The organism is Bradyrhizobium sp. 137 (assembly GCF_023074095.1).
Lineage (GTDB): Bacteria > Pseudomonadota > Alphaproteobacteria > Rhizobiales > Xanthobacteraceae > Bradyrhizobium.
Map to the genome: position 1 here is coordinate 131,683 of NZ_JADPKU010000039.1, position 24,672 is coordinate 156,354.

Here is a 24,672-nt window from a genome sequence, read left to right on the forward strand (position 1 = left end):
TAACGATGCCCGCAGGTAGCATTCTCGTAGCTGATGACGATACCGCCATCCGCACCGTTCTCAATCAGGCACTGTCCCGCGCCGGCTACGAAGTGCGGCTCACCGGCAATGCCGCAACCTTATGGCGTTGGGTCAGCCAGGGAGAGGGCGATCTCGTCATCACCGACGTGGTGATGCCCGACGAGAACGCTTTCGACCTCTTGCCGCGGATCAAGAAGATGCGGCCCAATCTGCCCGTCATCGTCATGAGCGCACAGAACACGTTCATGACGGCGATCCGCGCCTCCGAGCGCGGCGCCTATGAATATCTGCCGAAGCCCTTCGACCTGAAGGAGCTGATCGCCATCGTCGGCCGCGCGCTCGCCGAACCGAAGGAGCGGGTCTCGACGCCGGACGACGACGCCGAAATGGAGGCGATCCCGCTGGTCGGCCGCTCGCCGGCGATGCAGGAGATCTATCGCGTGTTGGCGCGCCTGATGCAGACCGACCTCACCGTAATGATCACGGGCGAGTCCGGCACTGGCAAGGAATTGGTGGCACGCGCGCTGCACGATTACGGCAAGCGGCGCAACGGCCCCTTCGTCGCCGTCAACATGGCGGCGATCCCGCGCGACCTCATCGAATCCGAGCTGTTCGGCCATGAGCGCGGCGCCTTCACCGGCGCCAACACCCGCGCCTCGGGCCGGTTCGAGCAGGCCGAGGGCGGCACGCTGTTCCTCGACGAAATCGGCGACATGCCGATGGAGGCGCAGACCCGCCTGTTGCGCGTGCTCCAGCAGGGCGAATACACCACCGTCGGCGGCCGCACCCCGATCAAGACCGACGTGCGGATCGTCGCGGCTTCCAACAAGGATCTGCGCGTCCTGATCCAGCAGGGCCTGTTCCGCGAAGACCTGTTCTTCCGTCTCAACGTCGTGCCGCTGCGGTTGCCGCCGCTTCGCGAGCGTATCGAGGACCTGCCTGATCTGGTGCGGCACTTCTTCACGCTGGCCGAGAAGGACGGATTGCCGCCGAAGAAACTCGATGCGCTGGCGCTGGAGCGGATGAAGCAGCACCGCTGGCCGGGCAATGTGCGCGAGCTCGAAAACCTCGCCCGGCGCTTGGCCGCGCTTTATCCGCAGGACGTGATCACGGCCTCCGTCATCGACGGCGAGCTCGCGCCGCCTTCGGTCAGCCCGGGTGCGGCGGTCCAGCAGGGCGTCGACAATCTGGGCGGCGCGGTGGAGGCCTATCTATCCTCGCACTTCCAGGGCTTCCCGAACGGCGTGCCGCCGCCGGGTCTCTATCACCGCATCCTGAAGGAGATCGAGGTGCCGCTGCTCACGGCCGCGCTCGCTGCCACCCGCGGCAATCAGATCCGCGCCGCAGACCTGCTCGGCCTCAACCGCAATACGCTACGCAAGAAGATCCGGGATCTGGACATCCAGGTCTACCGCAGCGGGGCATAGTCGTGCCGGACGGACGGTGGCTCAGCTCCCCCTACCAAGGCAGAGCTGAGCCTGTCCGGATCGCGCTGGCCGTTGTGGCTGACGCGGTGGGCAGAAGTCCGCATCGGACTGAAATGTTCCGCTCGCACGTACAAATTGGTCATTCGGCCGCAAGGCGCTGCATCATCTACCTGACAAGTCGGCTGGATGCCGGCATCACGCTGGCGACATTCACCAGCGGCTGCTGAAGGCCGAGCCCGTTAACCAGGAGGTCGGCGGCCACGATCAGTAGAAGCACGGCCGAGACCATCGTCGCGAGAAAAAATCTATCCATCCCCGTCAAGCCGGGACGGCGGGAATCCGTTCCCGTCCAACCGGAATCTGCTTGTGGATGTGCCGTCCGTCGCGGCGGAGACGCCGCGGAATTGTCGCAATTCGGCAACAATGTGGTACGAATACATCAGTATCCGCGCGCCCGCGGACCCGTTTTCAGCAGCCCATTGCCGGAATGACCAGCGCAGATACCTCGGCCGCATCCTTTGACACGGCCCCAGCCGAAGAGCCCAAGCGCTGGTCGCTGCGGCGCTGGCTGGCACCCTTCGCCGTGGCCCTGGCGCTGCTGTCGGCCCTCCTGACCTTCCTGGTTCTGACCGGCCTCACCAAGATCGAGCCGACGCCGGAGGTGGTCCGCTCGTTCTATCTGATCAATGCGGCCACGATCCTGCTCCTGGTCGGGATCATCGTCCGGGAACTCTGGCAACTGATCCTGGCGCGACGGCGGGGCAGGGCGGCAGCGCGCCTCCATGTCCAGATCGTCAGCCTGTTCTCGATCGTGGCGGTGCTGCCGGCGGTGCTGGTCGCCGTGGTCGCCAACGTCACCATCGAGCGCGGCCTCGACCGGCTATTCTCGGGGCCGACCAAGGAGGTGATCCAGAATTCGCTGACGATCGCGCGGGCCTACATGCAGGACCATGCGCAGCTGATCCGCGGCGACATTCTCGGCATGGCAAACGACATCGCGCACGCCCGGCCGCTCTACGACCAGGACCGCCGCTCGTTCCGCGAGATGCTGACCGCCAGCGCCGGCTCCCGCAATTTGCCGGGCGCAATGATCATCGACAAGAACACCAACATTTTGGAATCCGCCGACACCGGCATGCGGCTCGCCTATTCGCCGCCGGCGCCCGACTTTCTCAGCAACGTCAACGAGTCCGAGCCCGAGATCGCGGTGCTGCCGGACGCGAGCTTCGTCGCCGCGGTGATCCGCCTGCGCGCCTTCAGCGACACGTTCCTCTACGTCGCCCGGCCACTCGATCCGAACGTCGTCAACCAGCTCAAGCAGACCGAGGTCAGCGTCGCCGAATACGCTCAGATCGAGTCGCGACGGCTCGGTATCCAGGTCGCGTTTGCGCTGATGTTTGCGGTGATCGCGCTGACCATCCTGATGGCCTCGGTGCTGATCGGCCTCAACTTCGCCAACTCGCTGGTCTCGCCAATCCGACGGCTGATGAATGCAGCCCACACGGTCTCGACCGGCGATCTGCATGTCCAGGTGCCCGTGCACCAGTCGGAAGGCGATCTTGCCCAGCTCGGTGAGACCTTCAACAAGATGACGCAGGAATTGCGCAGCCAGCGCGACGAGCTCGTCAACGCCAGCGACCTCATCGACAGCCGCCGCCGCTTCATCGAGGCCGTGCTGTCATCGGCAAGCGCCGGCATCATCGGCGTCGACACCTCCGGCAGCGTCGGCATCCTCAACCGTTCCGCCGAGAAGCTGATCGGGCACTCCGAAGCGGAGACGCTCGGCCACCCGCTCTCCGACGTGCTGCCCGAGCTCGACGAAATGATGAAGACGGCACGGGAAGGGACCCAGCGCCTGGTGCAGGGCCAGATCACGATCACCCGCGACGGCACCGAGCGCAATCTCTCGGTCCGCGTCAGCGCCGAGAAGACCAGCCAGCCGCGCGACAGCTACATCATCACGCTCGACGACATCACCGAGCTCGTGTCGGCGCAGCGCACCTCGGCCTGGGGCGACGTGGCGCGCCGCATCGCCCACGAGATCAAGAACCCGCTGACGCCGATCCAGCTCTCGGCCGAGCGCATCCGCCGCAAGTTCGGCAAGACCATCACAGAGGACAAGGACAAGCAGGTCTTCGACCAGTGCACCGACACCATCGTGCGCCAGGTCGACGACATCAGGCGCATGGTCGACGAGTTCTCCCGCTTCGCGCGGATGCCGAAGCCGGTGATGGAAGGCGAGGACGTCGCCGACACCGTGCGGCAGGCGGTATTCCTGATGAAGGTCGCCCATCCCGAGATCGACATCGAGGCTGAGTTCAAGGAGGATCCGCTGCGCGCCCAGTTCGACCGGCGACTGATCTCCCAGGCGGTCACCAACATCGTCAAGAACGCAACCGAGGCGATCGAGCAGGTCCCGCCGGAGGAGCTCGGCAAGGAAAACGGAAAGGGCCGCATCGACGTCGTGGTGTCGCGCGAGGGCGAGGACGTGCTGATCGACGTCATCGACAACGGCATCGGCCTGCCCAAGGTCGCGCGCTCGCGGTTGCTCGAGCCCTACGTCACGACGCGCGCCAAGGGCACCGGCCTGGGGCTGGCGATCGTCGGCCGCGTGCTGGAAGACCACGGCGGACGCATCGAGCTGAAGGACGCTTCCGACTTCCGCGAAGGCCAGCGCGGCGCCTGGATGCGGTTGCGCTTTGCGATCTCCGGGCAACCTGCGAAGTCCGAGACGGCCGAGCCGGCGGCCGCGGCCAAGGAAGCAACCAAGTCGGACAACAAGCAAGCCGTTACGGAATCCATCAAGGACCCGGAAACGAAAGAGCCGGCCGCCGGAACCAAAAAGCCGACTGAAAAGACCAATGATTCAACGAAAATCGAAGCCTCAACAGGTAGCTGACAAGGCAGGCGCGACCCATGGCAAGTGAAATTCTGATTGTCGATGATGAGGCCGATATTCGGGACCTCGTTGCCGGCATACTCGAAGACGAGGGGTTCGTCACAAGGACTGCGCGCGACAGCGATACGGCCCTGGCCGAGATCGCCAACCGCAGACCGCATCTGGTGTTCCTCGACATCTGGCTCCAGGGCTCCAAGCTCGACGGCTTGCAGCTCCTGGAGCAGGTCAAGAAGGACAACGCCGATCTGCCGGTCGTGATGATCTCCGGCCACGGCAACATCGAGACCGCGGTCGCAGCGATCAAGCGCGGCGCCTATGACTTCATCGAGAAGCCGTTCAAGGCCGACCGGCTGATCCTGGTCGCGACCCGAGCGCTGGAGAACTCGCGCCTCAAGCGCGAGGTCAAGGAGCTGAAGCAGCTCGCGCCGAGCGCCAGCCAGCTCGTCGGCCGCTCGCCGAGCATGAACCAGCTGCGCCAGACCATCGAGCGCGCGGCCAAGGCCAACAGCCGTATCCTGATCGTCGGCCCCGCCGGCGCCGGCAAGGAGCTGACGGCGCGCACGTTGCACATGGCCTCGGGCCGCGCCGACGGACCCTTCGTCGTCATCAATGCAGCCGCCATCACGCCCGAGCGGATGGAGCATGAGCTGTTCGGCGTCGAGCAGTCCAACGGCGAACAGCCGCGCAAGGCCGGTGCGCTCGAGGAAGCCCATGGCGGCACGCTGTTCATTGACGAAATTGCCGACATGCCGCGCGAGACCCAGAACAAGATTCTGCGCGTGCTGGTCGAGCAGTCGTTCCAGCGCGTCGGCGGCACCGCCAAGGTGCAGGTCGACGTCCGCATCATCTCCTCCACCGCGCGCAATCTCGAAGAGGAGATCGCGGCCGGTCATTTCCGCGAGGACCTCTATCATCGGCTCTCGGTGGTGCCGATCCGGGTGCCCGCGCTGTCGGAGCGGCGCGAGGACATTCCGGAATTGATCGATTACTTCATGGAGCAGATCTCGGCCGGCAGCGGCCTGCCGAAGCGTCAGATCGGGCAGGATGCGATGGCGGTGCTGCAATCGCACGTCTGGCCGGGCAATGTGCGCCAGCTCCGCAACAATGTTGAGAGAGTCATGATTCTGGCTGCGGGCGGGCCCGAAGTCATCATCACGGCCGACATGTTACCGCAGGACGTCGGCTCCATGGTGCCGGCGATGCCGACCAGCAACAATGGCGAGCACATCATGGGGCTGCCGCTGCGCGAGGCGCGCGAAGTATTCGAGCGCGACTATTTGATTGCACAGATCAGCCGTTTCTCGGGAAATATTTCTCGCACGGCCGAGTTTGTTGGCATGGAACGTTCAGCGCTGCACCGGAAGCTGAAGGCGCTTGGTGTCGGCTAGCGCGGCCAGGTGGCGGTCAGAGATCAAAGATAAGCGAGGAAAATCATCGATTTCCGTAGTTTTTCGGGGCAATACGGCTGGGGCTGCCGCGTGAAGCGGCTTGCCTAATAAGCCCACCTGTCCTCTAATTGCACAGCTGTTCCTTCCGAGGGGGATCTCATGAGGCACGGCAACCGGAAGAGGCTCCGAATTTCAAAAGAGGGCCGCAACCGGCGCAATAAAAAGAAACTCAAAGCGAGATAAAAACAATGGCGGCAGACCGCGCACAAAACCTGCAGGACACCTTCCTTAATCACGTTCGCAAAACCAAGACGCCACTGACGATCTTTCTGGTCAACGGAGTGAAGCTCCAGGGCATCGTGACCTGGTTCGACAATTTCTGTCTGCTGCTTCGGCGCGACGGTCACTCGCAGCTTGTCTACAAGCATGCGATATCGACCATCATGCCGGGTGCGCCGATCCAGTTGTTCGAAGGCGGCGAGGATCAGCCGGCTTGAGAGTGATCTGATTGGAACCCCGAAATTTCGACGGGGATGCCGACCGTCCGCGGCCGGCAGGGGCTAAGCAGACGGGGCGGGTGCTTGTCATCGGCCCCTACTTGCGTGTGCGCGCGGGCAGTGCCGACGTGCAATCGGAAAACCATGGCTTGTCTAATCAAGTCCTGCGTAACGCCGAGGCCCGGCTCGATGAAGCCGCGGGCCTCGCGCGCGCGATCGATCTCGTCATTGCCGACGCCATTATCGCGCCGATCAGCCAGATCAGGCCGGCGACCTATATCGGCAAGGGCAAGGTCGAGGAGATCGCGGGGCTGATCAAAAGCCTCGATGTCGAGCTCGTGGTGATGGATTGCGCGCTGGCGCCGATCCAGCAGCGCAATCTCGAGAAGGAGCTGCACGCCAAGGTGCTCGACCGCACCGGGCTTATTCTGGAAATCTTCGGCCGCCGCGCCAAGACCAGGGAAGGCTCGCTCCAGGTCGAGCTCGCGCATCTCAACTATCAGCGCTCGCGCCTGGTGCGCTCATGGACCCATCTCGAACGCCAGCGCGGCGGTTTCGGATTCATGGGCGGTCCCGGCGAGACGCAGATCGAAGCCGACCGCCGCCTGATCCAGGAGCGCATCTCCAAGCTGGAGGGCGAACTGAAGAAGGTGCAGGCGACGCGCCGCCTGCACCGGGCCGGGCGCCAGCGCGTCCCGTATCGCGTCGTCGCGCTGGTCGGCTACACCAATGCCGGCAAATCGACGCTGTTCAATCGCCTGACGCGCGCCGACGTGCAGGCCGCCGACATGCTGTTCGCGACGCTCGACCCGACCCTGCGGGCGCTGAACCTGCCGCACGGCGGCAAGGCGATGCTGTCCGACACGGTCGGCTTCATTTCCAATCTGCCGACACAGCTCGTCGCCGCCTTCCGCGCCACGCTGGAGGAGGTGTTGGAGGCGGACGTCATCCTGCATGTCCGCGACATCTCGCATGAGGATGCCGAAGCGCAGCAGAGCGACGTCGACGCGGTGCTGCGCCAGCTCGGCATCAACCCTGATGATTCCGGCCGCATCATCGAAGTCTGGAACAAGATCGATCGTTACGATGCCGAACAGCGCGAAGAGCTTTTGAACATCGCCGCACGCAGGCCGGAGGACCATCCGGCGATGCTGGTCTCCGCCGTGTCGGGCGAAGGGGTGGAAGCACTGCTCGCCGCGATCGAGCAACGGCTCGCGGCCAAACGCACCACGCTGGATCTCTCCATCGACGCCGCCGACGGCGCCGGCATCTCCTGGCTGCATCGCAATTCCGAGGTGCTGTCCAAGAAGCTGCACGACGGCCGCTTCGACATGACCGTGCGGGTCGACGAGACCAAGCGGGATATCGTGGTGTCTAGGTTCGATGCGGTGCCGCATCTCTCAGCGTAGACGCTGTCGTCCCGGATCTGCGCGCGCTTGAGGCGCGCTTGTCCAGGACGACATTTTGGTTAACGGCGAACTTCTTTGCGTCCCTCCGACGCCGGCTTTTCGTCGACCTTCGCCTCGTTCCATAGCGCATCCATTTCCGCGAGCGAGGCCTGCTCCAGCGTGCGCCCCTGCGCCTCCAGCGCGCGTTCGATATAGGCGAAGCGCCGCTCGAATTTTGCATTCGTCGCCCGCAAGGCGCTTTCCGGATCGGCATCGACATGGCGGGCGAGGTTGACGAGGGCGAACATCAGGTCGCCCGTCTCCTCCGCTAATTCCTGCTTGTCGTTGCGGTCGAGCGCGGCCTCGATCTCGTCGGCTTCCTCGCGGATCTTTTGCAAGACCGCGCGCGGATCGTTCCAGTCGAAGCCGACGGTGGAGGCCGTGCGCTGAAGCTCCATGGCGCGCGTCAGTGCGGGCTGGCCGGCCTTCACGCCCGACAGCAGTGATTTGCGCGCCGGCGCGTCCTCCGGCGGCCGGCGCGCGGCGCGCTCGGCTTTCTCCTCGGCCTTGATGCGGTCCCAGACTTCCTTGACGTGAGAGGAGGCGAGATTTCCGTCCTTGTCGGCGAAGACATGAGGATGGCGGCGGATCATCTTGCGGGTGATGGCTTCGACGACGTCGCCAAACGCGAACGCGTTCTGCTCCTCAGCCATCTGGGCGTGGAACACGACCTGCAATAGGAGGTCGCCGAGCTCCTCGCGCAGATCGTCGAGGTCGCCCCGTGTGATGGCGTCGACCACCTCATAGGCTTCCTCGATCGTGTAGGGCGCGATGGTCGCGAAATCCTGCTCGAGGTCCCAGGGGCAGCCGGTCACCGGCGTGCGCAGCGCCGCCATGATCTCGATCAGGCGGGAGATGTCGCGGGAAGGGGTCATTGCGGGGCAGTCTCCTGGCTCCAAACCTTATGCCAAAAGCGGGCGCCCGTTCCCAGCGGAGCGCGGCGGAACAGGCCGATTTCCACCGATTGGCGGGCGGTCTGCGCAGTGCTAAAGCGCGGACCATGAGCGACGCATTTTCATCGCAGACCGCCTTGGTGCTGTTTTCCGGCGGCCAGGATTCCACCACCTGCCTCGCCTGGGCACTCAGCCGTTTCGCCCGCGTGGAGACGCTGGGGTTCGACTATGGCCAGCGCCATGCCATCGAGCTCGCCTGCCGCGACCGCCTGCTCGAGGGCATCAAGGGCCTGCGCGCGGATTGGGCCGCAAGGCTCGGCGACAGCCACACGCTGTCGATCCCGACGCTGGCGGCCGTGTCCGAGTCGGCGCTGACGCGGGACGTCGCGATCGCGATGGGCGCCGACGGCCTGCCCAACACCTTCGTGCCCGGGCGCAATCTGGTGTTCTTGACCTTCGCCGCGGCGCTGGCCTACCGGCGCGGTATCAGCCACATCGTCGGCGGCATGTGCGAGACCGATTATTCCGGCTATCCCGATTGCCGCGACGAGACCATCCGCGCCATGCAGGCCGCGCTCTCGCTCGGCATGGCGAGAGCCTTCGAGCTGCATACGCCGCTGATGTGGATCGACAAGGCCGCGACGTGGAAGCTGGCCCACGATCTCGGCGGCGACGGCCTCGTCGATCTCATTCGCGAGCAGTCGCACACCTGCTATCTCGGCGAACGCGGCGCGCAGCATGAGTGGGGCTACGGCTGCGGCGAGTGCCCGGCCTGCAGCCTGCGTGCGAAGGGGTGGCGGGAGTTTGCGGCGGGGCGGTAGGCGTCTCGCTCCGTTGTCATTGCTGTCGACGAGGAGCCCTTGCGACGAAGCAATCCAGACTGTCGCCGCGGAGGGATTCTGGATTGCTTCGCTACGCTCGCAATGACGAAGGCAGCGACAGCTACGCCTTAAAAAAATCCTCCGGCCGCAGCTCGATCGGCTTGCCATGCGGCGTGCGATCGGCGGCGTGGTCCCAGGCGTTGCGGTAGCGGTGAAGCGTCTCCGTCGAGGCGACGCCCTTGCGTGCGACGAGGCCTTCCAGCGTGGCGAGCCAGTGCAGGTAATAGGTCTCGCCCGTATCGGGATCGCCAGCGGCCTGTGCGCGCTTGATCTCGTCGGCCAGTACGGCGGCCCATTCCGGCCAGGTGAACACGCCGCGTTCGTGCAGGGTGAGCGCCATCGCAAACGCATGCGCCTCCCAGGGCGCGCGGAACACCGGGCCGTCGTCGTCACGGGGAATGCTCGGAATGGCCGCCGTCGCGGCGGCCGCAAGCGTGCGGCTCATCACGCCGGATCCAGATAGGGCTCGAACGCGTCGATCGAGACCTTCGAGTTCGGATCCCCGTCCGCCCCCCAGAGATCGCGGCCCTCGAACACGACCGTGTAGAGCCATTGCGGATTTTCGCCGCGCTCCATCGCCGCCGTGTCAGGAAACACGTGGCAGCCATGGTTGAGCTCGACGACGCCGACATGGCCGCGCACATAGCGCGGCAGCCGTGTATGCGTCGCCGGATGAATGTTCTTGGCGCGCACGCGATCGCCGATCGCAAATTTCGCCGGGGCCGGGGCAGGGCGGGCGAACTTGCCGCGCACCATCACGCGCTCGACATTGGCGAGATCGAACTTGCCGTGCTTGAGCGGCTTTGCGGGCTGCATCGCGTGGCCGGCAGCGACCTCCTCCCTGGTGAGATAGCCCTTCTCGATTAGCATCTCCTCGAGCCCGAGAAACCACTTCTTGTAGTAGGAGCTCGACAGATAGACGTCCGGCGGCAGCGTCTCGCGATAGTACCGCGAGGTGTCGATGTTGAAGGCACCGGCCGCGCCCATCGCCCGCACCATCGCGAGGACACGCGATTCCCAATCGGCGTGGAACATCGGCTCGTTCGGCTCGGGCTCGACCTTACCGAACCCGTCCATGCCGCCCATGTCGTGCACGCCGTTCACGACGGCGCTCCCGGCGTCTTGGGAAAGCCGGTGCCGATCATGGAGTCGCGGGTGACGAGCTCGGCGAGCTGCTCTTCGCTCCAGCCTTCCGTGCCTTCGGGGCGCATCGGCAGCACCAGGAAGCGCGTCTCGGCAGTAGAATCCCAGACACGGATTTCGATCTTCTTCGGCAACGTGACGCCGAAATCGGCGAGCACGCCGCGCGGGTCCTTCACCGCACGGGAGCGGTAGGGCGCGGCCTTGTACCAGACCGGCGGCAATCCCAGCATTTCCCAAGGATAGCAGGAGCATAGCGTGCACACGACCATGTTGTGACGCTGCGGCGTGTTCTCGACCACGACGAGATGGTCACCGACGCGGCTGACATGCCCGAGCGTGCCGATGGCTTTTGAGCCGTCCTCCAGCAGCGCCTGTTTGAACGCCGGATCGGTCCAGGCCTTGGCGACGACGCGCGCGCCATTATGCGGGCCGATCTTGGTCTCGTAGGCCTCGATGATGGCATCGAGCGCGGCCGGCTCCACGTAACCTTTTTCGGTCAGGATCGTCTCGAGCGCGCGCACGCGCAGCTCGGTTTCCGATAGTTCGGAATGATCGTGATCGTGGTGATGGTGGTCGTGATCATGGCTCATGGGACGAAAGATAGGCGCAAAGGTCCCCGCCTGTCGAGGATGCGTGCTGGCGCCACGGTAGGATGCAAAGTGAGGTCGATGCCAGGGCCGCAGGTCCGGATTCGCCGTGCTCGGATCAGACGACAGCCCGGCAGATGATTTTTCTTCGCCAAGGAGCGATCGGGAAAACTTTGTCCAACTGCCCGCCGATATCTGAGATTGCAAGAAGGGTCTGAAAGGGCGATGGTGCGTGCTGCGATGCAGCGCGCTTTCTGAGCCCTCATCGCAGTTCCATCTCCGTCGCGCGATGCGACCCGGCTTCCCGCGCGCTTTTGCGGGCAAGCGACCATTGTGCATGAAGGCCGCCGCCATGAACGCCCACCAATCGCTTGCGATCGGACAGCCGATCCAGACGTCTGAAGCGATTTCACCCGCCATGACCGAGTCGGACGCGATGGTCCGGTTCGCAGGCATCTCAAAAACCTATCCGGCCTATCGCGGCAAGCCCGGGGTCAAGGCGCTGCAAGACATCGACTTCGCGATTCCGCGCGGCTCCATCACCGGCGTGATCGGCCGCTCCGGCGCCGGCAAATCGAGCCTGGTCCGGCTGATCAATGGGCTGGAGAAGCCGACCACGGGCCGCGTCATCGTCGATAACAGAGACATCTCGGCGCTTGCAGGGCGCGAGCTGCGGCTGGCGCAGCGCTCGATCGGCATGATCTTCCAGCACTTCAACCTGCTGTCGTCGCGCACCGCGGCCGATAATGTCGCGCTGCCGCTCGAAATCGCTGGCTGGGGCAAGGCCGACACCAAGGCCCGTGTCGCCGAGCTGCTGGCGCTGGTTGGCATCGCCGACAAGCACGATCGCTATCCCTCGGAGCTCTCCGGCGGCCAGAAGCAGCGCGTCGGCATCGCGCGGGCGCTGGCGACGCGGCCGAGTGTGCTGCTGTCGGACGAGGCGACCTCCGCGCTCGATCCGCAGACCACGCGCGCGATCCTCGACCTGCTCGCGAGCATCAATCGCGAGCTGGGCGTGACGATCGTGCTGATCACGCACGAAATGTCGGTGGTGCGTCAGCTCGCCAAGGAAGTGGTGGTGCTCGACGCCGGCCATGTGGTTGAGAGCGGCCACGTCGCCGACATCTTCACCCATCCCAGGCACCCGATCACGCAATCCTTCCTGGCGGAGGTGATCGGCGACAGTCTGCCGGTATCGCTGGCGAGCCGCATTGTTCCGGAGCCGGTCGCAGGCGGGCAGGCCGTGATCCGAGTCCAGGTCCGCGGCGCCGGCGCCGGCGATACGCTGGTGGCGCGGCTTGCCCGTGAGCTCGATCTCGACGTTGCACTGCTCTCGGCGCGCATCGACGAGATCAGCGGTCAGCACGTCGGCTCACTCGTTCTTGGCATTCCCGTTGGCATTTTTGGCGGAGAGGACGCGGTGACGCGGACGTTCGCCTGGCTTTCTCGATATCAATTCCCGGCGGAGCGTCTCGGCCATGTCGCCTGAACTCATCAACCTGATCATCCAGGCCACAGGCGAAACCCTGTTCATGGTCGGTACCGCGGCGCTGCTCGGCACCGTCTTCGGGCTGCCGCTCGGCGTCTTTCTCGCAACCAGCCGGAAGGGGGAGCTGTTTGCAGCGCCTGCCATCAACGGCGTGCTCGGCGTCATCGTCAACGCGACGCGTTCCACGCCCTTCATTATCCTGGTCGTGGCCATCATCCCGTTCACGCGCCTCGTCGCCGGCACCTCGATCGGCTCGACCGCGGCGATCGTGCCGCTGACGATTGCCTCGACACCGTTCATCGCACGCCTCGTCGAAGCCGCCATCCGCGAGGTCGATGGTGGACTGATCGAGACGGCGTCCTCGTTCGGCGCCTCGCCAATCCAGATCGTGCTCAAGGTGCTGATCCCCGAGGCGCTGCCGGGCCTGCTGCTGGCGCTGACACTCGCAGTGGTCAGCCTGCTCGGCTATTCCGCCATGGTCGGTGCCGTCGGGGGCGGAGGTTTAGGTGATCTCGGCATTCGCTACGGCTATCAGCGCTTCATGCCGGAGATGATGCTCGCCGTCGTCGTCGTGCTGATTGCGCTGGTACAACTCGTTCAGAGCGCGGGCGACTATCTGGCGCGCCGCGTCAACCGGCGGCTGCGGCATCGCTGACGCCGTTTCGAGATATTCCCGACAGGCAGATTCTTGTCTGCCTGGAAACATTCCAAATTCCGAATCGCGACTGAGCGCATTCGCCGCACTTGCTGCGCACACGTCTGGAGAGATTCTAACGCTGTTCCTATCGCACTCCGAAACAGCCTGAGTTAGGCCGGGGCATCAAAAACGATACCGGCAAAGCCGGCAGTGCGTGGGGCCTTGAGCGACGTGACCGACTTCCGACTTCCTTCGCGTTCCGATACGCGTCTTCGACAGATTCAGGTGCTTTTCCTCGGAGCGGTCAGCACATTCTCTTTCGCCGTGCCCTTCAGTTCCGTGCAGGCGCAGACTCAGATTCCCGCTGTCACCGTCGACGCGCCGGCGCAGCGCGGCCGTCCGGCCGCCGTTGCCTCGTCCCGGCGGTCGTCGGCAACACGCACCGCACGTGCCAATCGTCGCGCTCCGGCGCAACAGGCTGCGCCAACCCAGTCCGCATCGGCATCGAACAGCGGTACCGGCGAACGCGCCAATGGCCCGGTGCGCGGTTTCGTTGCCACGCGGAGCGGCACCGCCACCAAGACGGATACGCCGCTGATCGAAACCCCACAATCAGTATCCGTCGTCACCACCGATCAGGTCAGGAATCAGGGTGCGGTCTCGATCGGCGAGGCGCTGCGCTACAGCGCGGGCATCAGCGGCGACGTCAATGGCGGATCGGACACGCGCTTCGGCGCCCTCCAGATCCGCGGCTTCGACACGACCATGTCAGGCCTCTACGTCGACGGCTTGCGGATTCCATCCAGCAACTACGTGCACTTCAACGGCCTCGATCCCTACGGGGCCGAGCGCATCGAGGTCCTCAAGGGGCCGTCCTCGGCGATGTATGGCGGCAGCGGCACGGGCGGCATCCTCAACTATGTGATCAAGCTGCCGACCGCGCAGCAGTTCGGCGAGGCCTCGATCTCGGGCGGCAGCTTCAATCGCTATCAGGGCCAGTTCGACATGGGCGGCCCTGCCAACAAGGAAGGCACCGTGCTGTGGCGCCTCACCGGTGTGGTCCGCGACGGCGAGACCCAAGTCGACTTCACCAAGGACAACCGCGTCTTCATCGCGCCCGCCGTCACCTTCAAGCCGAACGAGGACACGACGATCACGCTCCTCGCCAACTATCAGAGGGATCGGGCAGGGTGGGGCCTTCAGTTCCTGCCGGCTTCGGGCACGGTGTGGCCGAACAACGGCCGCACCATCCCCGTCTCGTTCTTCGCGGGAGTGCCGAGCTTCAACGCGTTCAACACCGAGATTGCGACCGCCGGCTACCAGCTCTCGCACAATTTCACCGACAACATCACGTTCCGCCAGAACCTGCGCTACGCCTATCAGCACAACGAGGAAAAGACCTTCTACGGCACGGGATACACTGACGAGGCGGCGGGGCAGCTGGGGCGTTTCGGCAGCTACAGCAACTCCTACATCAATTCCTTCGCGGTGGACAACCAGCTCCAGGGCAAGTTCACCACCGGCATCCTCAGCCATACCACGCTGGTCGGGATCGACTATCGCAACACCGCATTTCGCGACACAGCCTTTGCCGTCACGACGTCGTCGCCGGAGGTCAACGTCTTCAACCCGGTCTACAGCTACGATTGGACCCTCGGCGGCATGTACGACAACACCGGCGTCAAGCAGTCGCAGGTCGGCCTCTACGCGCAGGATCAGATCAAGCTCGGTCGGCTGTCGTTTCAGCTCGGCGGCCGCCAGGATTTCGTGACGACGCAGCTCGACAGCGGTATCACCAACACGTCGGTCTCGAAGGATGCTTCGGCCTTCACCGGCCGCGCCGCCGTCATGTACAATTTCGACAACGGCATCGCCCCTTATTTCAGCTATTCCGAGTCGTTTCTGCCGGTGCTCGCGACAGGACCGGCCGGGCAGATGCTCAATCCCGAGACGGGCGTCCAGTACGAAGTCGGAGTCAAGTACCAGCCGATCGGATGGAATGCGCTGTTCACCTTCGCCGCTTTCGACCTGACGCGCGACAACGTCGTCACCTACGCGCCTGGGATCGTCTTTGCCGAACAGACAGGTCAGGTGAAATCGCGCGGCATCGAACTCGAAGGCACGATGTCGCTCGCGGACGGCTGGAACCTGCGCGCGGCCTATGCCTATGTCGACGCCATGGTCACGCAGGATCCGGTGAATGTCGGCAAGGCCCCCGTCACCGTGCCGCTCAACCGCGCCTCGCTGTGGAGCGATTACACGCTTCAAAACGGGCCGCTCGCAGGCCTGCAGTTCGGCGGCGGCATCCGCTATGTCGGCGCGACCTGGGGTGACGATGCCAACACGTTCAAGGTGGGATCCTCGACCGTGCTCGACGCGCTGCTCGCCTACACCCGTGACAATTGGCGGCTGTCGCTCAACGTGACCAACCTTGCCGACACGCGCTATGTCGCTGCGTGTTACAGCCTGTCGGGCTGCATGTATGCCGAGGGGCGCAAAGCGATCGGCAAGTTGACCTACCGCTGGTGAGTTCGCACCGAGGTCCGGGAATGGGGAGCCGGACCTGATGGATGAGAGTGGGAGACGATGAGAGCGATATTCGGCAGGTTGCATCGCTGGGCGGGACTGCTCACCGCCGGCTTCCTGTTCTTCTCCGGCATCACCGGGGCGATCATCTCCTGGGATCACGAGATCGACGATGTCCTGAACAGTCACCTGTTCGACGTCAGCAGCAAGGGTCCGGCGATTCCCTCGATCGAGCTCGCCAAGATGATCGAGCAGCGCGATCCCCGCGCGCGCGTCGTCTATCTCTTCATGACGCCGGAGGAGGGCCACTCGCTGTGGTTCTTCGTCATGCCGCGGATCGATCCCGCAACCGGCAAGCGTTACCCGCTCGACTACAATCAGGTCTTCCTCGATCCCAACACCGGCGCCGAGCTCGGCCGGCGCTATTGGGGCGCGGTATGGCCGGTGACGCGGGAGAATTTCGTCTCCTTCCTTTACAAGCTGCACTACACCATGCACATCCCGGAATTCTGGGGCAGCGACCGCTGGGGCATGCGCGTGCTCGGCGTGATCGCCATCATCTGGACCATCGATTGCTTCGTCGGCTTCTATCTGACGCTGCCCTCGCGCAGGCGCGCCAAGGCGGCGCGGGCGCCGGAAGTCACGCGCCAGCTCGAGCGCGGTTTCTGGGCGCGCTGGGCGCCAGCCTGGACCATCAAGACTTCGGGCAGCGCCTACCGGATCAATTTCGACATCCACCGTGCCTTCAGCCTGTGGACCTGGGGCGTGCTGTTCGTCATCGCCTTCACGGCATTCTCGCTGAACCTCTATTTCGAGGTGTTCTCGCCGCTGATGAAGATGGTGTCGAACTACACCCCGACGCCCTATGAGCAGCGGCGTTATCGCGATCTCGACGATCCCATCGAGCCCAAGGTCACCTTTGCCGAGATTGCGGCGCGCGCGGCGGCCGACGGCAAGGGGCGAGGGTGGACCACCCCGGTCGGCGCGATCAGCTACGGCCCGGCCCATGGCGTCTATGCCGCCGCTTTTTTCCATCCTGGCGATGATCACGGCGCCGGCGGCGTCGGCCCGGCGCAGCTTTATTACGACAGCGAGGATGGCCGCCCCATTGGCGCACGGCTGCCCTGGGTCGGCACCGCCGCCGACATCTTCGTGCAGGCGCAATTCCCGCTGCATTCGGGCCGCATCGTCGGGCTGTTCGGCCGCATCCTGATCTCGATCATGGGCCTCGTCGTGGCGGCACTCTCGGTCACCGGCGTCGTGATCTGGTGGCGCAAGCGCCGTGCCCGCGTCCGCGCGCGCGAGACCGCGGCGATGCGCCTCGGCCAGCAGCAGCTCACGCCAGCAGAGTAGGGCGTGGCATCGCCCAGCTATGCGGCCGCGCCGAGCGGCATTATCTCGACCTGCGCGAAATGCTTCGCCAAGGAAGCGCCGAGCCAGAGCTGGTTCGCGGCGGGCGTCAAGAAGGGCGCAGAGCCAGCTCGATCAACCGCCGCTACGCTAAGGCGCTGCCGCCAAGATTCCACCCGCGGCCACCTTCGCCGAAAATTTCGTAGCCCGTCGACGTCACCGCAACTGTATCCTCGAGCTTGATGAAGCCGCGCCTCGGATGCTTCATTGTGGTCTCGATCGAGACCACCATGCCGGCTTCGAGCGGTTGACGGGCGTCGGTGTCGTCGTAGGGAATCGGACCTCTGGCGGTCAGGCGAGGGGCTTCGTGGCTGACGAGCCCCATGCCGTGGGCGAGGAAATCGGTGCAGTCGCGCTGGGTGATCTGGGCGAGCTGGCGTTCGGCCGCGACGTAGATGTCGCCGCCCAAGGCGCCCGGCCGGACGGCCGCGAAGGCGGCGCGCTGGACCGCCTCGATTTCGGCCAGACAATCCTTCAGCTCCGCATCCGGCGCGCCCAACACGGCCATGCGGGCGACGTCGCCGATATAGCCGTGATAATTGCCGCCGGAGTCCAGCGACAGCACCTCGCCTTGCTCCCAGTGCTGCGCCGATGGCGCCCGGTTGTGGCTGCTGCCGCAGGCCAGCAGGCAATACTCGAAGGTCAGGCCGCGGTTGGCTTCGGCGAGGCGCAACGCCTCCGACAATTGCCGCTTGGTCGTGCCCCGACCGTGCCCGGCGATCACCGCCAGCATGGATGCGACGACGAGCTCGGACGCCGTCTTCAGCTTCGCCAATTCCTCCGCCGACTTGACTGCCCGCAGCCGCTCCAGCACCAGCACCGCATCCTTGAGCTCGGCACCGGGCAGGGTGTCGGCCAGCGCCTTCCCGGCGTCCATCGGCATGAACGGCATCTCGATACCGATCCGGTTCAATGGCACGCCGGCCTGCCGAATCAGGCCCGCAGCCTGCGCAATGGCGTCCACCGAACCATTGGATTCGGTCCGGACCTGCGGCACCCAGGGCGGCGCGACCGCGCGCTGATGGGTCTCCAGCCGGTGGCCGACATAGACCGCTTTCTCAGGTGCGCCCTTGGGATAGACCAGGACCGGCAAATAGCGGCTGACGCCGAGCGCGTCCATGTAGCCGAAGAAGATCGCGCGCTCGGCGCCCAGCAGATACTGCACATTGTGCTTGGAGGTCGCGATCAGGACGTCGAGGCCGGCGGCCTCCATGAGACGGTCGAGCTTGGCGGCATCGAACGGAATGGCGCCCGAGGTGGCGGCGCCGGCAACGGCAACGGTCTCCTGCATGACGAACCTCCCATGGTCGCGGCGGTTTGATCTGCCTGCGAATTCCTGATCATGACCATCCGACTTAATAGCCGGGTGGTCAGTTGGCTCCTGATGTTAGGGCCGGAAGTAGGGTCCGAATAGCTCGGAGGTCAGGCGCCCCAACCCGCGCACGCCCATATCCACGATTCGCATAAGGTATATTATGGAATATCTTTATGTACAATTAGATCAGCCATTTAGATGAAATTCCTGCCACTACACCTTCGATCCGGGCCCATTTTCGGGTTTGCGCCGGCCGCCGCACCGGCTCTTTGGCGGCTACTGTGCATGGGGTTGTTTTCGCATTTTTTGTGCGGCCATCTCTCCGAAAGCCGATATTGCCGCGACGTTGTCCGGCTGCAATAAGCGAGCCTTCGCGAGATCGCAGATGACCTTCTGACCCGGCGTCCGTATAGGTTTGCATCTCACAACAACAACAAACTCCGAGGAAGCAGACCCATGAGCTTTTCCCGACGCACGCTTCTCAAGGCCTCCGCCGCGACCGCGGTCCTGGGCGGCCTCAGTGCGCCCCATGTGGCCCGCGCCCAGAGCGCCGAGTTCACCTACAAATACGCCAACAACCTGCCGGACAGCCATCCGCTGAACGTGCGCGCCAAGGAGATGGCCGCGGCGATCAAGGCCGAGACCAACGGCAAGTTCGACCTCCAGATCTTTCCAAACAACCAGCTCGGGTCGGACACCGACATGCTGAGCCAGATCCGCTCCGGCGGCGTCGAGTTCTTCACGCTGTCAGGGCTGATCCTCTCGACCCTGGTGCCGGCGGCGTCCATCAACGGCATCGGCTTCGCGTTCCCGGACTACGACACGGTCTGGAAGGCCATGGACGGCGATCTCGGCGCCTTCGTCCGCGGCGAGATCAAGAAGGCGGGGCTCGAGGTCATGGACAAGATCTGGGACAACGGCTTCCGCCAGACCACATCGTCGACCAAGCCGATCACCGGTCCGGACGATCTCAAGGGATTCAAGATCCGCGTGCCGGTGTCGCCGCTATGGACTTCGATGTTCAAGGCATTCGATGCAGCGCCCGCCTCGATCAATTTCGCCGAGGTCTATTCGGCGCTCCAGACCAAGATCGTCGAGGGCCAGGAGAACCCGCTGGCGATCATCTCGACCGCAAAGCTGTACGAGGTGCAGAAGTACTGCTCGCTGACCAACCACATGTGGGACGGCTTCTGGTTCCTGGCCAACCGCCGTGCCTGGGAAAAGCTGCCGCAGGACGTACGCACCGTCGTCGCCAAGAACATCAACGCCGCTGCCGTCAAGGAGCGTGAGGATACCGCCAAGCTCAACGCCAATCTCCAGCAGGAGCTGGCGGGCAAGGGCCTGACCTTCAACCAGCCGGCCGTGGCCCCGTTCCGCGACAAGCTGCGGTCCGCCGGCTTCTATGCCGAATGGAAGGGCAAATACGGCGATCAAGCCTGGGACCTCCTGGAAAAGGCGGTGGGCAAGCTGTCGTAACGCGTTAGGCCTCGTCATGCCTCATGTCGAAGTCGAGGTGACCGAAGTGGCGGGCGAGGCGACTGTTCAGTCCCCTCGCCGACCTTCGTTGCTGGCTTCGCTGGAGCGCGCACTTGGCCTTCTTGTGGAGATCCCGGCGGCGATCCTGGTCGTCGCCGAGATCGCGATCCTGTTTGCCGGCGTGGTTGCGCGCTACGGACTGCATCGGCCGCTGATCTGGTCAGACGAGCTCGCCTCGATCCTGTTCCTGTGGCTCGCCATGCTGGGCGCGGCAGTCGCATTCCGCCGCTCCGAGCACATGCGCATGACCGCGGTCGTCGCCAGTGCCCGGCCCGCGTTGCGGGCCTATCTCGATCTGATCGCGACATCGGCCGCGCTGGCGTTCCTGGTGCTGATCGTCTGGCCGTCCTGCGACTATGCTTATGAAGAGAGCTACATCACCACACCGGCGCTCCAGATCTCGAATATGTGGCGTGCTGCGGCGCTGCCGGCCGGCATCGGCTTGATGGCGGCGTTCGCCTTGCTGCGGCTGCTGCGCGCCGCCGATTACCGGATGGTTGCAGCCGCCGTATTGTCGGTTGCGGTCCTGATCGGCGCATTCTGGCTGGCGGAGCCATCGCTGCGCCCCCTCGGCAATCTCAACCTGGTCATCTTCTTCGTCGGCGTTGCCGGCTTCTGCGTCTTTGCCGGCGTTCCCATTGCGTTCGGCTTCGGGCTCGCGATCTTCGGCTATCTGGCGCTGACCACGCGCACGCCGGTGATGGTGCTGGTCGGCCGGATGGATGAGGGCATGAGCCACCTCATCCTGCTCTCGGTGCCGCTGTTCGTGTTCCTGGGGCTGCTGATCGAGATGACCGGCATGGCGCGGGCCATGGTGGCGTTCCTGGCGAGCCTGCTCGGGCATGTCCGCGGCGGCCTGCATTATGTGCTGGTCGGCGCGATGTACCTGGTCTCCGGCATCTCCGGCGCCAAGGCCGCCGATATGGCGGCGGTCGCGCCGGTGCTGTTCCCGGAGATGAAGCAGCGCGGCGCCAGGCCCGGCGACCTCGTCGCGCTCCTTGCGGCGACGGGGGCCCAGACCGAGACCATTCCGCCCAGCCTCGTGCTGATCACCATCGGCTCGGTCACGGGCGTGTCGATCGCCGCCCTCTTCACCGGCGGTCTATTGCCCGGCGTGGTGCTGGCGATCACGCTCTGCATGCTGGTGTGGTGGCGCTACCGCCACGAGGACATGAGCCACGTCCGCCGCGCCAAGGCATCCGAGGTCGGCAGGACTTTCATCATCGCCCTGCCCGCACTCGCGCTGCCCTTCGTGATCCGCTACGCCGTGGTCGAGGGCATCGCGACCGCCACCGAGGTCTCCACCATCGGCATCGTCTACGGCGCCCTTGTCGGCGTTCTGGTGTACCGCCGCTTCGACTGGCGGCGGTTGTTTCCCATGCTGGTCGAGACCGCAGCGCTGTCGGGCGCAATCCTGCTGATCATCGGCACCGCAACCGGCATGGCGTGGGGCCTGACCCAATCCGGCTTCTCGCGCTCGCTGGCGGCGGCCATGACGGGATTGCCCGGCGGGGCGGCGACCTTCATCGCCGTCTCGATTCTGGCCTTCACCATTCTCGGCAGCGTGCTGGAGGGCATTCCGGCAATCGTGCTGTTCGGGCCGCTGCTGTTCCCGATCGCCCGCGCCGTCGGCGTGCACGAGGTGCACTATGCGATGGTGATCATTCTCGCCATGGGTATCGGGCTATTCGCCCCACCCTTCGGCGTCGGCTATTATGCCGCCTGCGCCATTGGACGCGTCGACCCGGCCGAAGGCATCAGGCCGATCTGGGGCTATCTGCTGGCGCTGCTCGTGGGATTGATCATCGTCGCGATCTTCCCCTGGATCTCGATCGGATTCCTTTAAGGCGCTTTCAGGAGGTGTCGATGAGTGAGCGGCAGAACCAGTACAATATCGGCCTCGACAAGACCCCCGCCAATTATGTGCCCCTCAGCCCGTTGAGCTTCCTCGCGCGAAGCGCCGCCGTCTATCCCGATCACGTCAGCAGCGTCTATGAGGGCCGCAGCTTCACCTGGGCGCAGACGCACGAGCGCTGCCGACGCTTTGCCTCTTACCTGACAGGCAAGGGCATCGGCGTCGGTGACACCGTTGCTGCGATGCTGCCGAACGTTCCGGCGATGAACGAGGCGCACTTTGCCGTCCCCATGACGGGCGCCGTGCTCAACGCGCTCAACATCCGCCTCGATGCGCCTTCCATCGCGTTTCAGCTTGACCATGGCGGGGCCAAGATCATCCTGGTTGACCCGGAATTCTCCGGTGTCATCAGTGACGCACTCGCACACATGACCGGGCCAAGGCCATTCGTGATCGACGTCGACGATGCCGCCTTCAAGGGCGGCAAGCGCATCGGCGAGATCGAGTACGAGGACGCCGTCGCGCAAGGCGACCCGAACTTCGAGGCCGTCCTGCCGACCGACGAATGGGATGCGATCGCGCTGAGCTACACCTCGGGCACCACGGGAAATCCCAAGGGCGTGGTCACCCATCATCGCGGCGCGTATCTGAATGCCGTCAGCAACATCCTCGCCGGCAATCTCGGTCAGCACCCGGTGTATCTCTGGACGCTGCCGATGTTCCATTGCAACGGTTGGTGCTTCCCCTGGACCATCGCAGCCTCAGCCGGCATCAATGTCTGCCTGCGCAAGGTCGAGCCGACCAAAATCTTCGAGCTGATCAGGCAGCACGGCGTCACCCACATGTGCGGCGCGCCGATCGTCTACAACACGCTGATCAATGCGCCCGACGCGCCAAAGGGCGAGGTCGCGCGCCGCGTCGTCGGCCTGATCGCAGGTGCGGCGCCGCCCGTCGCCGTGCTCGAAGGCGCCGAAAGCATCGGCATCAAGCTGACGCATGTCTACGGGCTGACCGAGGTCTACGGCCCCGCCTCCGTCTGCGCCGAGCAGCCCGGCTGGGACGAGCTTCCGCCCGCCGAACGCGCGCGCATGAAGCGCCGGCAAGGCGTGCCCTACCCGCTTCAGGAAGCCGTCACCGTCATCAATCCGCAGACGATGCAAGAGGTGCCGCGCGACGGCGAGACCATCGGCGAGGTCATGTTCCGCGGCAACATCGTGATGAAGGGCTACCTCAAGAACGAGAAGGCGACCAAGGAAGCCTTCGAGGGCGGCTGGTTTCACACCGGCGACCTCGGCGTGCTCGACGAGCACGGCTACGTCATCATCAAGGACCGGTCCAAGGATATTATCATCTCCGGCGGCGAGAACATCTCATCCGTCGAGGTCGAGGACATCCTCTACAAGCACCCGGCCGTGCTGTTCGCCGCCGTGGTCGCCAAGCCCGATCCGAAATGGGGCGAGGTGCCCTGCGCCTTCGTCGAGCTGAAGGACGGCGCCAGCGCGAGCGAGGCTGACATCATCGCCTTCTGCCGCAGCCACATGTCTGGGTTCAAGACGCCGAAAGCTGTCGTATTCGGGCCGATTCCAAAGACTTCGACCGGCAAGATCCAGAAATTCCTGCTGCGCAACGAGGTCGGCTCGGCCAAGGCGATCTCGGCCTGAGGTCACCTCGCGCAGCCTGCGAGTAAATCCTGCTCCCACGCCTGTTTGGTGGGGCAGGATTTTGCTTTGTCCTCACATCTTCTTGTAGGCGTCGATCAGCGCCTGGCCATCGGGTCCGGCCTTCTTGAGCCAGTCGGCGGTGAGCTGCTCGCCGATCTTCTGGAAGCCGGCCTTGAGGGCGGGGCTCGGCGGCTCCACCGTCATGCCTTTGGCCTTGAGCTGTTCGATGTACCAGGTGCTCTTGTCTTGCCAGGCCTTCCAGCCGCGGGTTTCCGCCGTCGCAGCCGCCTTGAGGATCGCCTCCTGCGTCGGCTTGTCGAGCGCCTCGAACGCGGCCTTGTTCACGAAGGTGTAGTCCTTCGGAATCCAGGCCTGCACGTCGTAGAAGTATTTGAGCGACTCCCAGGCCTTCGCATCGTAACCCGTGCCGCCCGACGACATGAAGGAGTTCACCACGCCGGTCGCAAGTGCCTGCGGCAGTTCGGCAGCCTGGATCGTGACCGATTGTGCGCCGACCAACTCGCCGATGCGCGCGGTGCCGACATTATAGGCGCGCCACTTCAGGCCCTTCATGTCTTCGATCGTCGCGAGCGGCTTGTTGACGTAGACGCCCTGCGGCGCCCACGGCACGGCGAACAGCAGCTTGAGGCCCTGCGCATCGAGCTTCTTGGCGATCGCGGACTTGGAGGCCTGATACAGCTTCATCGCGTCGGGGAAGCTGGTCGCGAGGAACGGCACGACGTCGACACCGAAGAGCGGGTCCTCGTTCTCGTGGATCGACAGCAGCACCTCACCCATCTGCGCCTGCCCGGTCACCACCGCGCGCTTGATGTCGGGCGCCTTGAACAGCGAGGCCCCCGGATGAACGGTGATCTGGAGCTTGCCGGACGTGGCGGCCTCGACGTCCTTGGCGAAGGCGATCAGATTTTCGGAGTGCGGATTGTCGGCAGGATAGGCGGCCGGCAAATTCCATTTGGTCTGGGCCAAAGCAGGTGCCGCGGCCATCACGACGCCGGCGATCAGGCACGCGCGGACTAAACGAGACATCATCGGGCTTCT

The 24,672-nt window shown here is 64.7% G+C and carries 20 protein-coding genes; 13 read left to right on the top strand and 7 right to left on the bottom strand.

All coding sequences use genetic code 11. The features are described 5' to 3' along the window. The first annotated feature begins 5 nt into the window (after window positions 1-5). Window positions 6-1,448, top strand: a complete 1,443-nt coding sequence (gene ntrC, locus IVA78_RS07575; protein ID WP_247281084.1) for a nitrogen regulation protein NR(I) — start codon at window positions 6-8, stop codon at window positions 1,446-1,448. A 166-nt stretch (window positions 1,449-1,614) separates the two neighbouring features. Here ntrC and IVA78_RS07580 read toward each other — a convergent pair whose 3' ends face one another. Further along, window positions 1,615-1,761, bottom strand: a complete 147-nt coding sequence (locus tag IVA78_RS07580; RefSeq protein WP_247281085.1) for a hypothetical protein — start codon at window positions 1,759-1,761, stop codon at window positions 1,615-1,617. 174 nt (window positions 1,762-1,935) lie between these two features. Here IVA78_RS07580 and IVA78_RS07585 point away from each other — a divergent pair, with 174 nt between their 5' ends. The 4 genes from IVA78_RS07585 (at window position 1,936) to hflX (ending at window position 7,641) form a co-directional block, all read left to right on the top strand. Next, window positions 1,936-4,347 (top strand): PAS domain-containing sensor histidine kinase, encoded by a 2,412-nt coding sequence (locus tag IVA78_RS07585; protein ID WP_247281086.1) that lies wholly within the window; start codon window positions 1,936-1,938, stop codon window positions 4,345-4,347. 17 nt (window positions 4,348-4,364) lie between these two features. Then, on the top strand, window positions 4,365-5,735 hold the full coding sequence (locus tag IVA78_RS07590; protein WP_247281087.1) for a sigma-54 dependent transcriptional regulator: 1,371 nt from the start codon (window positions 4,365-4,367) through the stop codon (window positions 5,733-5,735). Between the two features lie 248 nt (window positions 5,736-5,983). Then, window positions 5,984-6,232: an RNA chaperone Hfq gene (gene hfq / locus IVA78_RS07595; protein WP_007591126.1), complete on the top strand. Its 249-nt coding sequence runs from the start codon at window positions 5,984-5,986 to the stop codon at window positions 6,230-6,232. Between the two features lie 11 nt (window positions 6,233-6,243). Further along, window positions 6,244-7,641, top strand: coding sequence for a GTPase HflX (hflX, locus tag IVA78_RS07600; protein WP_247281088.1), 1,398 nt, complete (start codon window positions 6,244-6,246; stop codon window positions 7,639-7,641). 59 nt (window positions 7,642-7,700) lie between these two features. On the opposite strand, the gene mazG is transcribed toward hflX, so the two are convergent. Further along, window positions 7,701-8,555 (bottom strand): nucleoside triphosphate pyrophosphohydrolase, encoded by an 855-nt coding sequence (mazG, locus tag IVA78_RS07605; RefSeq protein WP_247281089.1) that lies wholly within the window; start codon window positions 8,553-8,555, stop codon window positions 7,701-7,703. Between the two features lie 125 nt (window positions 8,556-8,680). Here mazG and queC point away from each other — a divergent pair, with 125 nt between their 5' ends. Continuing rightward, complete coding sequence (queC, locus tag IVA78_RS07610) at window positions 8,681-9,394, top strand: 7-cyano-7-deazaguanine synthase QueC (RefSeq protein ID WP_247281090.1); 714 nt, start codon at window positions 8,681-8,683, stop codon at window positions 9,392-9,394. Window positions 9,395-9,515: 121 nt separating this feature from the next. Here the strand turns inward: queC and IVA78_RS07615 are convergent, their stop codons facing one another. The 3 genes from IVA78_RS07615 to nthA are packed head-to-tail and all read right to left on the bottom strand — an operon-like array spanning window position 9,516 to window position 11,187. Then, complete coding sequence (locus IVA78_RS07615; protein ID WP_247281091.1) at window positions 9,516-9,899, bottom strand: nitrile hydratase accessory protein; 384 nt, start codon at window positions 9,897-9,899, stop codon at window positions 9,516-9,518. Beyond that, window positions 9,899-10,558 carry a nitrile hydratase subunit beta gene (gene nthB / locus IVA78_RS07620; RefSeq protein WP_247281092.1) on the bottom strand — a complete coding sequence of 220 codons (660 nt, stop codon included), beginning with the start codon at window positions 10,556-10,558 and terminating at the stop codon, window positions 9,899-9,901. Before nthB ends, IVA78_RS07615 begins: the two co-directional genes overlap by 1 nt. Next, on the bottom strand, window positions 10,555-11,187 hold the full coding sequence (nthA, locus tag IVA78_RS07625) for a nitrile hydratase subunit alpha (RefSeq protein WP_247281093.1): 633 nt from the start codon (window positions 11,185-11,187) through the stop codon (window positions 10,555-10,557). The genes nthB and nthA overlap by 4 nt, the downstream gene beginning before the upstream one ends. Before the next feature lie 334 nt (window positions 11,188-11,521). Between nthA and IVA78_RS07630 the strand changes: the two genes are divergently transcribed. From IVA78_RS07630 to fsrB, 4 genes are all read left to right on the top strand, one after another. Further along, window positions 11,522-12,673 (top strand): methionine ABC transporter ATP-binding protein, encoded by a 1,152-nt coding sequence (locus tag IVA78_RS07630; protein WP_247281094.1) that lies wholly within the window; start codon window positions 11,522-11,524, stop codon window positions 12,671-12,673. Beyond that, window positions 12,663-13,328, top strand: coding sequence for a methionine ABC transporter permease (locus IVA78_RS07635; RefSeq protein WP_247281095.1), 666 nt, complete (start codon window positions 12,663-12,665; stop codon window positions 13,326-13,328). The genes IVA78_RS07630 and IVA78_RS07635 overlap by 11 nt, the downstream gene beginning before the upstream one ends. Window positions 13,329-13,850: 522 nt before the next feature. After that, a complete protein-coding gene (locus IVA78_RS07640; protein WP_247281130.1) occupies window positions 13,851-15,839 on the top strand; it encodes a TonB-dependent siderophore receptor in 1,989 nt (662 codons plus the stop codon). Window positions 15,840-15,896: 57 nt separating this feature from the next. Beyond that, entirely contained in the window at window positions 15,897-17,189 is a 1,293-nt protein-coding gene (fsrB, locus tag IVA78_RS07645; protein WP_247281096.1) for a siderophore utilization protein FsrB, read from the top strand. Window positions 17,190-17,331: 142 nt separating this feature from the next. Here fsrB and IVA78_RS07650 read toward each other — a convergent pair whose 3' ends face one another. Beyond that, on the bottom strand, window positions 17,332-18,537 hold the full coding sequence (locus tag IVA78_RS07650) for a Xaa-Pro peptidase family protein (protein WP_247419516.1): 1,206 nt from the start codon (window positions 18,535-18,537) through the stop codon (window positions 17,332-17,334). Between the two features lie 480 nt (window positions 18,538-19,017). On the opposite strand from IVA78_RS07650, the gene IVA78_RS07655 reads away from it, so the two are divergent. The 3 genes from IVA78_RS07655 to IVA78_RS07665 are packed head-to-tail and all read left to right on the top strand — an operon-like array spanning window position 19,018 to window position 23,613. Next, the gene (locus tag IVA78_RS07655) at window positions 19,018-20,037 is read left to right on the top strand and encodes a TRAP transporter substrate-binding protein (protein WP_247281097.1); all 1,020 of its coding nucleotides are present in this window, start codon (window positions 19,018-19,020) and stop codon (window positions 20,035-20,037) included. A gap of 16 nt (window positions 20,038-20,053) precedes the next feature. Then, a complete protein-coding gene (locus tag IVA78_RS07660) occupies window positions 20,054-21,943 on the top strand; it encodes a TRAP transporter large permease subunit (protein ID WP_247281098.1) in 1,890 nt (629 codons plus the stop codon). Between the two features lie 20 nt (window positions 21,944-21,963). Further along, window positions 21,964-23,613: an acyl-CoA synthetase gene (locus IVA78_RS07665; protein WP_247281099.1), complete on the top strand. Its 1,650-nt coding sequence runs from the start codon at window positions 21,964-21,966 to the stop codon at window positions 23,611-23,613. Window positions 23,614-23,685: 72 nt separating this feature from the next. Here the strand turns inward: IVA78_RS07665 and IVA78_RS07670 are convergent, their stop codons facing one another. Continuing rightward, on the bottom strand, window positions 23,686-24,663 hold the full coding sequence (locus tag IVA78_RS07670; RefSeq protein WP_247281100.1) for a TRAP transporter substrate-binding protein: 978 nt from the start codon (window positions 24,661-24,663) through the stop codon (window positions 23,686-23,688). Window positions 24,664-24,672: the final 9 nt, after the last annotated feature.